The organism is Neolewinella sp., assembly GCF_965214665.1.
Classification (GTDB): domain Bacteria; phylum Bacteroidota; class Bacteroidia; order Chitinophagales; family Saprospiraceae; genus Neolewinella.
Genome location: NZ_CBDCCH010000002.1, coordinates 1 through 12,181, shown reverse-complemented (window position 1 = coordinate 12,181; position 12,181 = coordinate 1). Strand labels below are relative to the sequence as shown.

The following is a 12,181-nucleotide window of genomic DNA, read 5'->3' as shown; positions in this document are numbered from 1 at the left end:
CAGGGTAGACGCCTTCGGCTGGTTAGACGCTATCGCTGGTTAGACGCTGCGCTGGTTAGACCGTCTAACAGCCGGCAGGCGTCTAACCAGCCGAAGGCGTCTAACTAGCCGGCAGGCGTCTAACCAGCCGCAGGCGTCTAACCAGCGCAGTGTCTAACTCGCCGAAGGCGATCTACTAATGCTCTGCCAGATAAGCATGCACAAACTTAATCGCCATAGCCCCCTCACCCACCGCGCTAGCCACCCGGTTCATTGCCCCACTGCGCACGTCGCCGGCGGCGAAAATTCCCGGCTGGCAGGTCTCCAGGAGGAAGGGGTTGCGCTCCAGGGGCCAGCCCTTGCGGCGCTCGGCGGTGGCCAGTAGGTCGGGGCCGGTGATGATGAAGCCGCGTTTGTCGGTCATGATTTGCCCGCTCTCGAGCCACTCGGTGCGGGGGCGGGCGCCGATGAAGATGAATAGGGCGTCAGCCTCGACCTCGTAGGTGCTTTCGTCTTCGGTGTTCTTGAGCACTAGGCGCTGTACGTGGTCGTCATCGCCACACACCTTGACCACCTCCCGGAAGCCCCGTACCGTGATGTTGTCGATGGCGTCGATCTGGTCGATGAGGTAGCTCGACATGGTACTCGTAAGGTCGGGTTTGCGCACTAAGATAGTAACGTGGCTGGCGAATTTGGAGAGGTACACCGCCCCCTGCCCGGCACTATTGCCGCCGCCCACTATGAAGACCTGCTGATTTTCGCAGGCCTTGGCCTCGGTCATCGCCGCACCGTAGTACACGCCGGCTCCATTGAACTTATCGGCCCCCTCAGCCGGCAACTTGCGGTACTCTACCCCGGTGGTGAGGATGACCGACTTGGTCTTCACCTGGCTGTCGTCGTCGAGGGTCAGGATTTTGTAGTCGTCCTGAATCCTGATGTGGGTGACCTCGCGGGGGCTCACTACCTCCACCCCGAAGCGCAGGGTCTGGGCCATGGCCCGCCGCGTCAGCTCCGAGCCCGATAGGCCACTGGGGAAGCCCAGGTAGTTTTCGATGCGGCTGCTACTGCCGGCCTGCCCGCCCGGTGCCCGCTTTTCGACCACCAGGGTGTGTAAGCCCTCGGAGCCACCGTACACCGCTGCGGCCATCCCCGAGGGGCCGGAGCCGATGATGATCACATCGTATAGTTCCTCACTGGCCGTAGCGCTCATGCCTAGCTTTTCGGCGATGGCGTCCAGTTTGGAGTCGGCCAGGCTACTACCATCTTCGAAGATCACCAGCGGCAGGTCCTTCACCTCGCAGTCGTGCAGCTCCATCATGTCCTTACCCTGTGGACTGCGCGCATCCACCCAGCGGTAATTGAGCAGGTTAGCGGCCATCCAATCTTTAATGTTGTGCGACTTGGGGGAGTACTGGTAGCCCACCACGTGGATGCCCCGAAACTCGGGGCGGTAGCTGAGTTTCCAGTCTTCCAGCAGCTCGTCCAGCACCGGGTAGAGCTTCTCCTCCGGCGGGTCCCAGGGCTTCATCAGGTAGTAGTCGAGCTGTACGTCGTTGATGGCCTTGATGGCTGCGTCGGTATCGCTATAGGCGGTGAGCAAGACGCGTTTGGCGAGCGGGAAGAAGGGCTTTGCCTTCTCTAGAAAATCCACGCCCAGCATCTCGGGCATCCGCTGGTCGGAGAGGTAGAGCGCCACGACTTCCCCCTTTTTCTTGAGCTCCTTTACGGCCTCCAGGGCCTCCCGGGCGCTGTCAGTGCTGATGATGCGGTAGGCGTCCTTATACTGATTGCGCAGGTCACGCTTCAGCGAGCGCAGCACCTGCTGGTCGTCGTCGACGGAAAGGATGATGGGGTTGCGGTCTCTGGCCATGGGAGTGGGTAGTTCGGGAGGCGGGTGGGGTAAGTGTTACATGCGGCCTGAGGAGGAATAAGGGGCGGGGTCGCAGGTGCGGTATAGGTGAAACAACCTCAAGCTACGAATCGCCTACTGGACCGGGAAGCAGACCCGAAATACCGTCCGCCCGGGCTCGCTTTCTAGTTGTACCGAGCCGTTGTGGTGGTCGATAACGCGGCGCACGATGTCCAGTCCCATACCGGTACCTTCTCCGATGCCCTTGGTGGTAAAGAAGGGCTCGAAGACCCGGCTCTGGATGGCTTCAGGGATGCCGGGACCGTTGTCCTCGATCTCCACGCACACGCAGTCGCGCTCCTGAAAGGTACGGATGATGAGGTCGCCGTTGCGCTCGGGCAGGGCATCGATCGCGTTGGAGAGTAGGTTGGTCCATACCTGATTGAGCTCACCGGCCAGCGCTTTGACGCGGGGTAGGTCGTGGGCCAGGTCCTTACAGAGCGTAACGTTTTTTTTCTTGATCGCGTGGGTGAGCATCGTCACGGTCGACTTGATGCCCTCGTGCACGTCGACCATATCCAGGCTGGGCTCCTGGTCCATGTGACTGTAGGTCTTGATCGACTTGACGAGCTCAGCGATGCGGCCGCTGGCGGTCTGGATTTCACCGACCAGGGTCTCCGTGGTTAGATTGGTCTCGATCCACCACATGACGGGCTCGACGGCCTCCGCGGGAATCGCTGCGGCGATAGCCTCGAAGTGCTGCTCCTCGAAACCGTAATCGACGAAGGTATCCACGATACGGTCCAGCTCGGTAACGCCGTGATCTTCCAGCCAGTCGGTGAGCTCGTCGCTGCGCTCCTCGCGCTCCATCAGACTGAGCTCCTCGCTATCTTTGGCATACTTAATGCGATCGAAGAGCACCCCATTCACCTCATCGACCGATTCCGGGGTCACCCGCATCGTCACCACCGATTTGAAGCGCTCGGGCGTCTGTACGAGGTGTTTGTGGAGTTCCCGGCTAGCGCGTACCATGGCAGAGGCCGGATTATTGAGCTCGTGAGCCAGGCCGGCGCTCATCTTACCCAGGGCCATGAGCTTTTCATCCATGAGGCGCATTTGCTGGAAGTCGCGTACCCGGTTGGTCATCACTGCTACCAGGGCCTGGGTAAGGTCGTAGCTGGTGTTGACCATTTCGACGAAGCAGTCCTTGTGTAGGAGGAGCACGTAGGTGTCGGCGATGCACACCCCCTCGGACAGCGTCTCCTTCATACGGCTGAAGGGTAAGACACCGGATACGTAGGGCGCCTTCCAGATACCGAGCTCCTGCTTGCGGCCCTCACTGTCGCGGCGGATCACGTAGCCCCCCCGGAGCATCACCTGCATATGATCGACCTTCTCCTCGTTACGGAAGATCATACTGTCCTTAGGGTACATCACGTAGGTCGACTGGTCGATGAGCCACCGCAGGGCCACGTCGTCTACCCCCTGGAAGATATCGAAGGTGCGCAGTTGCTGGAGGAGGTCGGTAGGTTTGTCGAGTTGTTCCATAATTGACTGGTGTCAAACCGTTGGAAGCTTTTAAAGCGTCCAATGGTTAAAGGCCAAAGACGAATTCCAGCCCCCGCACGGCCAGAGCCATCTGCTCGTCGGTAGCCTGGCCGATCTTCTGGAGCATACGCTTTTCGCTGATGCTGCGCGTCTGGAAGCAGTCGGCCGAGCTTTCCTTATCCAGATGGGTCACCTCGTCGCTCGGCAAGTGCACCATCCAGGGCACGACACGGTAATGGGGTTTCCAGTTAGTGATGGGGGCGACGATACGCAGCGGCAGGCGGCCGATACCGTCTTCGCTGATGATGAGGGCGGGGCGTTTCTTAGCAATTTCGGCACCAACGGTAGGATCGAGGTTGATCAGCCAAATTTCTCCGCGCTTCATTCTTCTTCGAGTTCGTGGTCCATGCAGTCAAAACAGAGGAGGTCCTGGTCCTCCCGGTATTCCAGTAGCATAACGTCGCTGGCAATACTCATCATGGTCTCGGTGCTCACCGAACCGTTGCGGTGCAGATCATTGAGTAGCAGGTGCAGTAGCTCCAGTTTGGCCGTCTGGTCCAGGCCGTCGAGGGTTACGTCCGTCAGTTGCATGTAGATCCAACGCGCGATTGACCGAATGGTGCAAATTAGTCGACAATCCGTAATCCATCCTGGCTAAGCAGCGGGGCACGGTACTGTGCAGCGACTGGAGCTAATACTCGTCGGATGACGCGGCCGGTTGATCGGTAAAAGTTGGCCCTTTTAGCGGGAGACTTGACTTTCGTGGTATTACTTCATTCTGCTCCCGCAGCAGTTAAATTATGTATCATGAAATCTCTTTTATTCCTCGTCCTCTTTGCTACTGCATTTAACCCCGCTTATGCAGGTGCTACCGTCGACGGTGTCACCAATCCGCTGGTGGCCCGCACCCAGGTGAAAGACTTTCGCCTCGATCTGAAGCTGGTCAATCTACAGAAGCAGCGTACCGTCATCACCCTGCAGCAGCTCGACGGCACCACCCATTACCAGACCCGCATAAAGGAGCATAACGGCTATGCGCTGAGTATGCAACTGCGCGATGTGCCCGCCGGCCGTTACCTGCTGACGGTCAAGCAGGGCAAAGTCTTGCGCCAACAGGTCATTGTAAAGTCCGCCGCCGGTATCATGTGCAGCGACTGGAAGTAAACCGACAACCCCACAATCCTTATCCAGGCCCCGGGCGTTAGCTACCCATGCGTATGCTGATGCTCGTGGGCCTTTTTCTTTTTCATACTGGTTGTGGCGACGATACCCCGCCCGTACCCAAGCCCCGGTCCTACCCCCGGGTCGACTATCCCGACCGGCAGTATACCGCCCTGGGGGCCGACTACTGCAACTTCACCTTCGAGCGGCCGGCCTCGACTAGGCTGGTGCAGGAGACAAGCTACTTCGACGAGGCGCCGGCCGATCCCTGCTGGTTTAATCTCAAACTAGCGCCCCAGCTCAACGGCACGCTACACTTTTCGTACTACCCGATCTCGAGCCCGGAGCAGTGGGAGGAGCTACGCGACGAGGCTTTCCAACTGGTGGGCGTACACAACCAGCGGGCCAGCGACATTCAGGAGATCGTGATCCACCGCGACTCCGCGCGGGTGCACGGCGTGGCCTTCGACATTGCCGGGCCGGCAGCCAGCCCCTTTCAGTTCTTCCTGACCGATAGCACGGAGCACTTCCTGCGCGGGGCGCTCTACTTTGAGACCCAGCCGAATCCCGACTCCCTTGGTCCGGTGATCGCGTACGTGAAGGACGACATCTTTCGCATCGTGGAAACGCTAGAGTGGGAATAAGCGAAAATTCGCCCCGTATAGTGTAAATTGCCCCGACGATGAGGGCAAAGACCGCCAACGAGCGCATCATTTTCGGACTGAAGGTCAAGCAACTACGCCAGCAGCGGAGCTACAGTTTCGACCAGCTCTCGAAGGCTACGGGCATCTCGCTTTCCTACCTCAATGAGATTGAGAAAGGCAAGAAGTTCCCCAAATTGGAGAAGGTAGATAGCCTGGCCGGAGCTTTGGGTACCACTACCGCCGAGCTGACGGACGGCGAGCTAGGCCGCGAACTCGCTCCCGTGAGCCAACTCCTACAGAGCAACTTCCTCAACGAACTCCCCCTGGAGCTCTTCGGCATCGAGCTCAGCAAGGTGGCCGAGATCATTGCCGCCGCCCCCCTACAGGTCGGTGCCTTCATCAGCACCCTACTGGAGATCAGCCGCAGCTACGCCTTACGGGAGGAGAACTTCTACTTCGCCGCCCTACGCTCCTACCTGGAGCTCAACGCCAACTACTTCCCCGAGCTAGAGCAGGCCGTGGTCAGCTTCGCCGGACAGTATAAGCTTCCCGCCATCCGTCCGCTGCCCCCCCGCATCCTGGGCGAGCTACTCGAGGACCGCTTCGGCTACGAGATCGTGCCCGACGGGCTCGACCACGAGCCCGCCCTGGCCGGCCTACGCTCCGTGTACCAACCCGCCACGGGCCGGCTACTCCTCAACGGTAAGCTCACCGCCGTACAGCGCGGCTTCCAGTTCGGCAAGGAGCTGGCCTTCAATCACCTCAAGCTAACCGAGCGCGCCAATACCAGTAGTATCCTTAAGGGGCGCGTCTTCGAAGAAGTGCTAAATCACAGTAAGGCCACTTACTTCAGCGTCGCCCTGCATCTGCCCCTAGAGCCATTTACACGAGAGCTACGTGAATTTTTTGCTTTACCCCAGTGGGATGCGGTAGCCTTTCGGGGGCTCATGCAGCGCTTCAACGCTACGCCGGAGATGTTCTACCACCGGCTCACGAACGTCATCCCGCAATTCTTCGGCCTGCCGGAGCTGTTCTTCCTGCGCTTCGTCCACGACCGTGGCACCGACCATTTCATCATCGACAAGGAGCTGCACCTCAACCGCCGTCACCACCCCCACGAGAACGGGCTGGCCGAGCACTACTGCCGCCGCTGGGTGAGTCTGCACCTGCTGCGCGAGCTCAGCGCCGACCCCCGCGAAAATCTTCGCATCGAGGCCCAGCGTAGCCACTACTACGGCACAGACGATGAGTACCTCTGTATTACGTTGGCCCGTACCGATTACCCCCGCGAGGGCAAAAATGTGAGCGTTACGCTAGGTCTACTCATAACTGACGCTCTACGTGAAACGGTCGCTTTTCTGGACGACCCCGCCATCCCCCGCGTCGTGGTCAACACCACCTGCGAGCGCTGCCCCATCGCGGATTGCCGGGTACGGGCCGCTGCCCCCGTAGTCGTAGAAAAGCGGGAGCGCTACCGGGCCACCAAAGCCGCTCTGCGGGAACTAGTGGACTAGCCGGTAAGTTTTGTTACAAGTTTACGAGTTTTCTTGACTAGCAAATCAATATCCGCTTTTTTGACTTTGCGCCAATTGATTTTCTTAGCCCAGTTTTCGTTGTAGTAGGCTACGTATTCCAGTACCCGATCGGCCAACTCCGTTACACTTTGACAACTCACCAAGCTCAGCAGTCGGTTCTGCAAACCGCTGAACCACCCCTCCACCACGTTGAGCCACGAACAATGTTTGGGGGTGTAAACGAAGCGGATTCGTTGGCTTTGGCTGCGCACATCGTCCAACGAAGGTCCCTGCAAGTACTTCATACGCGTGACCATGCTGTGCAGCACCCCCGACTTGCCCTTTTGTCCCAAGTCCTGCTCATCCCCGTTTAGCCGGGCCATCAGCCGGACCAGACTTTCTGACTTATGGGTGTTGAGCTGGTCGAGGACGAAGACCGCTTTTTTCTGGGGGGGCAGCTCTGCCATCACCCATTCGATAAAACTCACAAAATCACTTTCGGTCCGCGTCTGACCGATGGAGGCACAGACCTCACCACTGGCTACATGCAGGGCCGCCATTAGGCTCTGGGTACCGTGACGGATGTAGTTACACTCCCGTCGACGGACGTGGGCCGGGGCGGCGGGTAGGTCGGCAGCCGTTCGTTCTAGGGCCTGCATGCCACACTTTTCATCCGCACTGTAAAGCTCGATGTCGTGCTGCTCACCAAGCTCCCCGGCCAGACCATTGAGTTGACAAAGCTGCTCCACGACTTGAGCAAACTTCTGCCAGTCATCGATCTGCGGGCATTCGTAATACGTACTCCGGTGGGGAGTTACGGCGTGCTGATTTTAAAAAATCGCTCACCGTAGAGCTAGAGATATAATCAACAATGCCCTGTTCGATGAGATGGGTGGCCAGTAACTCCTGGCTCCATTTCTCAATCGGTACGCCCCGTTCGCTGGGCTTTTGCAGAGCGATGGCAACGATCTGGGCACGGGTGGCTTCGCTAAACTTGGCCGGGGCACCGCTACGCGCCGCATCGGCCACTAAACTAAGTATAAAGTTACGGTCCGCCCGACAACTTCTCGCTTCGGCGTTAGTCGAACTGAACCAATCACGGCGCTCCTGAGCAGTTGTGGTCCAGCGCTTCTTCCAGCGGTCGACGAAGGGCAGACTAACCCCCTGGGTCCGGGCCGTATGACTACGCCCCTGCTCCTCAAAGAATAGGCTACGAATGACGCCAAGGCGTTTGGCTTGGCTTTGCGAAATTTGACCAGAATTGAGTACTTTGTCCAGCACCTCAGCGGGGGTAGCAGTGTAGTTCATAACGCAATGTAACGATATTTATCGGCTAACCCACTAGAGTGATCCAGCTAGAGCAATTGTTGCACCCGCGCTACCGCTGCCGGTAGGTCCAGTTTTTCCTGGTCCATTACCGCCACCGCCCATCCCTGTAGTTGAGCACGTTGTGCCAGGTAGGCCTGCTCGGTCTGCCCCGGCGTGGGGATCAGGATAGCTGGTTTTCCCATGGCCCGTAGGTCCATCAGGGTGGAGTAGCCCGGTCGGGCGATCGCGAAGCGGGCGGCCGTCAGCAGCCGCGATAGGGTAGGGGTATCGGCGTAGGGCAGGGTGCGGGTACTTGTCTGTAGCGCAGGTGTACCGGGGTGGGGCAGGCCGCGCACCAGCCGTATGTCGAGTGGCGATCCGCCTAGCTGCGGCAGCAGGATATCCTCCAGGCGTGTCCGCATCGGCTCCGGTCCGGAAAGCAGCACCAGCATATCATACGCTGCCTCCCCCGTCGAAGCGTGGATGTGCGGCAGCGGCCCGATGTACTCTACGTTCTCGTACCCCCGGGTTGCGGACAGCTTGCCACTCAGTCGATCGTGCCCGCCGTGATCCGGCACCCAGTACGTATCGAAGTGCCGCAGCTGCCACCGGTAGGCCGCGGACGCGGGTGCAAAGCCGGTGATGGGGTGCAATTGATGCGTCATGAACACCGATTCCACCCGCGGGTCATAGCATCCGAACCGACTATCCGATACGATCCGTTCCACGTTCAGCCGGGTCACCAGCTCGGCCGTAGCCCGTCGTTCGGCCCGGATCGTGCCCTGCCAGTGCCATAGCTGCCGGGCTACGTTCCACACCATCGACCTGCTCTTGTAATGGACCCGGTAGGAGGGCAGCTCGTGCACGGGGGTGCCTGCGGGGAGTTCGCGGCGAAGCATTTCCGCAGCCGGTCCGCTGCTAGCCCAGCTGATGCGGTGCCCCTCGGTCTCCAGGCGGCGGGCCAGGGCGAGGCTGCGGGCGGCGTGCCCGAGCCCCCAGTCGAGCGGGGCAAGGAGGGTGTGCATGTACCCGGGAAAACGGCGGCCGTATTGGGACTAGTATTCCCTCGACCGACCCTGCACCAGCGGCCCCGCCCCCTATCACACCTCCAACGCCCGCCTTAACTCCCTAACCCCTTAACTCCCTAACCCCTTAACCCCTTGTACCTTGCAGGCATGCATAAAAGCGGTTTCGTCAACATCATCGGAAGGCCCAACGCCGGAAAGTCCACCCTCATGAACGCGCTGGTAGGAGAGCGGATGAGCATCATCACGGCCAAGCCACAGACCACCCGCCACCGCATCATTGGTATTTTGACCGAGCCGGACTACCAGATCGTGTTCAGCGACACGCCGGGCTACATCGAGCAAGCCGGCTACAAGATGCAGGAGAAGATGAACGCCTACGTCAATTCGGCCTTTGAGGATGCGGACGTAATGCTCTACCTCGTCGACCCCCAGGAGAGCTACGCCGAGGACGACCTGCTGGTGGGCAAGTTGCGCCGACTGGATACACCGCTGTTTCTGGTGTTCAATAAGATTGACCTGGCGGAGGAGCGGCAGGTAAACGAGTTAGAACGGCAGTTTAAAAAATGGATCAAGCCGGAGCGTATTTTCGGTATCTCAGCGAAGGAAGGTACGGGCGTACCGGAACTACTCGACGCCATCAAAACCGCGCTGCCGGAGGGCCCCGTGTACTACCCCAAGGACCAGCTGACCGACCGCTCGGAGCGCTTCTTCGTGGCCGAGATGCTGCGCGAGCAGATCCTGGAGCAGTACCACCAGGAGATCCCCTACAGCGTGGAGATCGAGATCGAGACCTTCGAGGAAACCACCACCAAGGACGGCGAGGAGCTGGCCCGCATCAGCGCCGTTATCTACGTGAGCCGGAAGACGCAGAAACCCATCCTAATCGGCAAGGGCGGTAGCAGCATCAAAAAGCTCGGCACGGCCGCCCGCAAGCGGATGGAGGACTTCCTGCAGCGCAAGGTCTTTCTGGAGATGCACGTCAAGATTCGTGAGGAGTGGCGGAATGATGAGGTGTGGCTGCGGCGGTTTGGGTATGATCGGTGAGACCACCGAACTACTCCCCCGATACCTTACGTTGCACTAGCAAACCAAACCTCCCCATGGCCAGCAGCAAAACCACCACCGACCACGCCACGATCAAGGAGTGGGCCCGCTCCCGCAACGGGATCGCCACCACGATCTCCGACGGAGACTCCGACATCCTGCGCATCCACTTTCCCGAGGCCAGCGCCGATGAGGACGAGACCTTCGATGAAGTCAGCTGGGACGACTTCTTCAAAATCTTCGACGAGCGGAAACTCGCCTTCCTGTACAGCACCGACCAGGACAGCACCTTCAACAAATTCGTGAACCGGTAGCCCCCATCCAGTACTCACCACTTCAATTCCTCCTATTTCCATGACCATCGATCACGAAACCATCAAATCCTGGGTAAATAAGCACAACGGCGTCCCCGGCGTCGTGGAAGAGGCCACCACCGCCAACGACCAACGCCCGCTGGCTATCGTCTGGCCCGAGAACCGCAGCGACCAGAAGTTCCGTGAGATCAACTGGGACACTTTTTTCGACCACTTCGAGCTGCGGCAGTTGGCTTTGAGCTACGATACGGAGAATAGCTCGAAGGATTACGAATTCGTGACGCGGGGCTAGGCCGAGACCGTCTCGATGAGCTCGAGTTGGGCGACGATGTCGTCTAAAGGAACGGCCGGATCGGCCCCCTCCGTAATCACCCGGTGCATATTGTCGAATACGCCCATCCAGTGGCCCGGCAGGGTACGCACGGCACCGCGGTAGGTGAGTCCATCGTGCTCGGTGTGCAGGGTGCCGTCCTGTTCTTCCGGCTCATGGCCGAAGCCCGGATCGTGCGGGGTCATCCCCGCCCGCAACTGATCCTCCTGCACGTCGATGCCGTATTTCACGAAGCTGCCCCGCCGGCCGTGCAGGGTGTAGCGGGGCGTGGGCTCGCGGACCAGGAGGCTACAGGACAGGCTTACGCGTAATTGCTTCGGATAGGTAAGCTGTAAATCGAAGGCATCAGGGATGGTGGAGTCGTTGCGCTGCGTCCAGGCCTCCCCCCGCACATCCTCTGGCCGACCGAAGAGGGCGAGGACCTGATCGATCAGGTGGGCCCCCAGGTCGTAGAGCATACCGGCACCCGGGCCGGGGGTTTCCTTCCAGGCTTTTGCGTTAGGAGCCGGCTTCCAGCGGTCGTAGCGGGCCTCGTAGTTGACCAGCCCGCCAAGTTGATCGCCCTGGAGCAGCTGCCGGACGGTGAGAAAGTCGCTATCCCAGCGGCGGTTCTGGAAGACAAAAAGGTGAAGATTTTTATGCGCTGCCAGGTCACGCAGTTCGCGCAACTGGGCGGCGGTCGCGCAGGCCGGCTTGTCGACCAGCACGTGCTTACCGGCCTCCAGGGCGGCGCGGGCCAGTCCGTAGTGGGTGGCGTTGGGGGTGGCGATGCTGACCAGGTCGATGGTGGGGTCGGCCAGGGCGTCTTCGGTGCGGGCGGTGGGCTCCAGGCCGGGAAAGTCTTCGGCTAGTTCATCGGCGCGACTGGTGACTACCCGTTTAACCGCGAAGCCGGGATGGGCGCGGTAGAAGGGGGCCTGGAGGTAGCGGCCGGAGAGGCCGAAGCCGAGTATACCTACGTTGATCATAAGATGGTACTTTTAGCGGGTGTACCTGTGGTAAGGTTGTTGGGGCGGGGCCGCAGGTGCAGTGAACGCCAAACATAGCAAGATGAGTGATTTACTAAGCGAGCTGGAACGGACCATGCGTGAATATCTTCCCAACGCCGAATACACGGACGTCCACGTCGACCGCTGTCTGACGCTACTACGACAGTATGCTACCAACATGGACACTGCTACTGACCGGAAGGAGGGAATGAAGTATGTAGAACATACCATACTACAACTCAACGCCTTGGATAATGAAACCGACAATACCCTAATTGAGACTGGGGAGCGGGAGTTGATCGCTGAATTCATCATCACGCAAGGGCACAGGCGAGGATTCAATAGTCTGGATGAAGATATCACGGAGGAGTATCGGGAGTGGTGAGTTGGCCTAGTCAGGGACTGCATCCAATTACGTACCCTCCTTCCCCGGAGGGGGAGCCCTTACCAAGCGAGGTCCGTAACGCCGTAG

The 12,181-nt window shown here is 59.5% G+C and carries 15 protein-coding genes; 7 read left to right on the top strand and 8 right to left on the bottom strand.

Features of this window, described 5'->3' with window-relative positions; genetic code table 11:
• Window positions 1-175: 175 nt before the first annotated feature.
• The 4 genes from ACOOHD_RS00170 to ACOOHD_RS00155 all read right to left on the bottom strand — a co-directional run bounded on the left by ACOOHD_RS00170 (window position 176) and on the right by ACOOHD_RS00155 (window position 3,967).
• Window positions 176-1,849, bottom strand: a complete 1,674-nt coding sequence (locus tag ACOOHD_RS00170; RefSeq protein WP_420457678.1) for an FAD-dependent oxidoreductase — start codon at window positions 1,847-1,849, stop codon at window positions 176-178.
• A 114-nt stretch (window positions 1,850-1,963) separates the two neighbouring features.
• On the bottom strand, window positions 1,964-3,376 hold the full coding sequence (locus ACOOHD_RS00165) for an ATP-binding protein (RefSeq protein ID WP_420457677.1): 1,413 nt from the start codon (window positions 3,374-3,376) through the stop codon (window positions 1,964-1,966).
• Between the two features lie 46 nt (window positions 3,377-3,422).
• Window positions 3,423-3,761, bottom strand: a complete 339-nt coding sequence (locus ACOOHD_RS00160; RefSeq protein ID WP_420457676.1) for a type II toxin-antitoxin system PemK/MazF family toxin — start codon at window positions 3,759-3,761, stop codon at window positions 3,423-3,425.
• A complete protein-coding gene (locus tag ACOOHD_RS00155; RefSeq protein WP_420457675.1) occupies window positions 3,758-3,967 on the bottom strand; it encodes a hypothetical protein in 210 nt (69 codons plus the stop codon). The genes ACOOHD_RS00160 and ACOOHD_RS00155 overlap by 4 nt, the downstream gene beginning before the upstream one ends.
• A gap of 216 nt (window positions 3,968-4,183) precedes the next feature.
• Here ACOOHD_RS00155 and ACOOHD_RS00150 point away from each other — a divergent pair, with 216 nt between their 5' ends.
• The 3 genes from ACOOHD_RS00150 to ACOOHD_RS00140 are packed head-to-tail and all read left to right on the top strand — an operon-like array spanning window position 4,184 to window position 6,695.
• Window positions 4,184-4,540 (top strand): hypothetical protein, encoded by a 357-nt coding sequence (locus ACOOHD_RS00150; protein ID WP_420457674.1) that lies wholly within the window; start codon window positions 4,184-4,186, stop codon window positions 4,538-4,540.
• A 53-nt stretch (window positions 4,541-4,593) separates the two neighbouring features.
• Window positions 4,594-5,181, top strand: coding sequence for a hypothetical protein (locus ACOOHD_RS00145; protein ID WP_420457673.1), 588 nt, complete (start codon window positions 4,594-4,596; stop codon window positions 5,179-5,181).
• Window positions 5,182-5,219: 38 nt separating this feature from the next.
• Window positions 5,220-6,695 (top strand): helix-turn-helix domain-containing protein, encoded by a 1,476-nt coding sequence (locus tag ACOOHD_RS00140; RefSeq protein ID WP_420457672.1) that lies wholly within the window; start codon window positions 5,220-5,222, stop codon window positions 6,693-6,695.
• Here the strand turns inward: ACOOHD_RS00140 and ACOOHD_RS00135 are convergent.
• From ACOOHD_RS00135 to ACOOHD_RS00125, 3 genes are read right to left on the bottom strand one after another with little or no spacing between them, the layout of a single operon-like run.
• Window positions 6,692-7,444 (bottom strand): transposase, encoded by a 753-nt coding sequence (locus ACOOHD_RS00135; RefSeq protein WP_420457671.1) that lies wholly within the window; start codon window positions 7,442-7,444, stop codon window positions 6,692-6,694. The genes ACOOHD_RS00140 and ACOOHD_RS00135 overlap by 4 nt on opposite strands.
• Before the next feature lie 22 nt (window positions 7,445-7,466).
• The gene (locus tag ACOOHD_RS00130) at window positions 7,467-8,003 is read right to left on the bottom strand and encodes a helix-turn-helix domain-containing protein (protein ID WP_420457670.1); all 537 of its coding nucleotides are present in this window, start codon (window positions 8,001-8,003) and stop codon (window positions 7,467-7,469) included.
• A 47-nt stretch (window positions 8,004-8,050) separates the two neighbouring features.
• Window positions 8,051-9,028: a glycosyltransferase gene (locus ACOOHD_RS00125; RefSeq protein ID WP_420457669.1), complete on the bottom strand. Its 978-nt coding sequence runs from the start codon at window positions 9,026-9,028 to the stop codon at window positions 8,051-8,053.
• A 150-nt stretch (window positions 9,029-9,178) separates the two neighbouring features.
• Between ACOOHD_RS00125 and era the strand changes: the two genes are divergently transcribed.
• Genes era through ACOOHD_RS00110 form a run of 3 tightly spaced genes read left to right on the top strand, consistent with a single transcriptional unit; the run spans window position 9,179 to window position 10,681 of the window.
• Window positions 9,179-10,075, top strand: a complete 897-nt coding sequence (gene era, locus ACOOHD_RS00120; RefSeq protein ID WP_420457668.1) for a GTPase Era — start codon at window positions 9,179-9,181, stop codon at window positions 10,073-10,075.
• Window positions 10,076-10,131: 56 nt separating this feature from the next.
• Complete coding sequence (locus tag ACOOHD_RS00115; RefSeq protein WP_420457667.1) at window positions 10,132-10,389, top strand: hypothetical protein; 258 nt, start codon at window positions 10,132-10,134, stop codon at window positions 10,387-10,389.
• Window positions 10,390-10,429: 40 nt separating this feature from the next.
• On the top strand, window positions 10,430-10,681 hold the full coding sequence (locus tag ACOOHD_RS00110) for a hypothetical protein (RefSeq protein ID WP_420457666.1): 252 nt from the start codon (window positions 10,430-10,432) through the stop codon (window positions 10,679-10,681).
• Here ACOOHD_RS00110 and ACOOHD_RS00105 read toward each other — a convergent pair.
• Complete coding sequence (locus tag ACOOHD_RS00105) at window positions 10,678-11,688, bottom strand: Gfo/Idh/MocA family oxidoreductase (RefSeq protein WP_420457665.1); 1,011 nt, start codon at window positions 11,686-11,688, stop codon at window positions 10,678-10,680. The two genes, ACOOHD_RS00110 and ACOOHD_RS00105, sit on opposite strands and share 4 nt — an antisense overlap.
• 82 nt (window positions 11,689-11,770) lie before the next feature.
• On the opposite strand from ACOOHD_RS00105, the gene ACOOHD_RS00100 reads away from it, so the two are divergent.
• A complete protein-coding gene (locus ACOOHD_RS00100; RefSeq protein WP_420457664.1) occupies window positions 11,771-12,094 on the top strand; it encodes a hypothetical protein in 324 nt (107 codons plus the stop codon).
• The last annotated feature ends 87 nt before the right edge of the window (window positions 12,095-12,181 follow it).

Coding starts and splice junctions, on each gene's coding strand:
- ACOOHD_RS00170 (WP_420457678.1), bottom strand. CDS start 1,849: ATGGCCAGAGACCGCAACCCCATCATCCTTTCCGTCGACGACGACCAG.
- ACOOHD_RS00165 (WP_420457677.1), bottom strand. CDS start 3,376: ATGGAACAACTCGACAAACCTACCGACCTCCTCCAGCAACTGCGCACC.
- ACOOHD_RS00160 (WP_420457676.1), bottom strand. CDS start 3,761: ATGAAGCGCGGAGAAATTTGGCTGATCAACCTCGATCCTACCGTTGGT.
- ACOOHD_RS00155 (WP_420457675.1), bottom strand. CDS start 3,967: ATGCAACTGACGGACGTAACCCTCGACGGCCTGGACCAGACGGCCAAA.
- ACOOHD_RS00150 (WP_420457674.1), top strand. CDS start 4,184: ATGAAATCTCTTTTATTCCTCGTCCTCTTTGCTACTGCATTTAACCCC.
- ACOOHD_RS00145 (WP_420457673.1), top strand. CDS start 4,594: ATGCTGATGCTCGTGGGCCTTTTTCTTTTTCATACTGGTTGTGGCGAC.
- ACOOHD_RS00140 (WP_420457672.1), top strand. CDS start 5,220: ATGAGGGCAAAGACCGCCAACGAGCGCATCATTTTCGGACTGAAGGTC.
- ACOOHD_RS00130 (WP_420457670.1), bottom strand. CDS start 8,003: ATGAACTACACTGCTACCCCCGCTGAGGTGCTGGACAAAGTACTCAAT.
- ACOOHD_RS00125 (WP_420457669.1), bottom strand. CDS start 9,028: ATGCACACCCTCCTTGCCCCGCTCGACTGGGGGCTCGGGCACGCCGCC.
- era (WP_420457668.1), top strand. CDS start 9,179: ATGCATAAAAGCGGTTTCGTCAACATCATCGGAAGGCCCAACGCCGGA.
- ACOOHD_RS00115 (WP_420457667.1), top strand. CDS start 10,132: ATGGCCAGCAGCAAAACCACCACCGACCACGCCACGATCAAGGAGTGG.
- ACOOHD_RS00110 (WP_420457666.1), top strand. CDS start 10,430: ATGACCATCGATCACGAAACCATCAAATCCTGGGTAAATAAGCACAAC.
- ACOOHD_RS00105 (WP_420457665.1), bottom strand. CDS start 11,688: ATGATCAACGTAGGTATACTCGGCTTCGGCCTCTCCGGCCGCTACCTC.
- ACOOHD_RS00100 (WP_420457664.1), top strand. CDS start 11,771: ATGAGTGATTTACTAAGCGAGCTGGAACGGACCATGCGTGAATATCTT.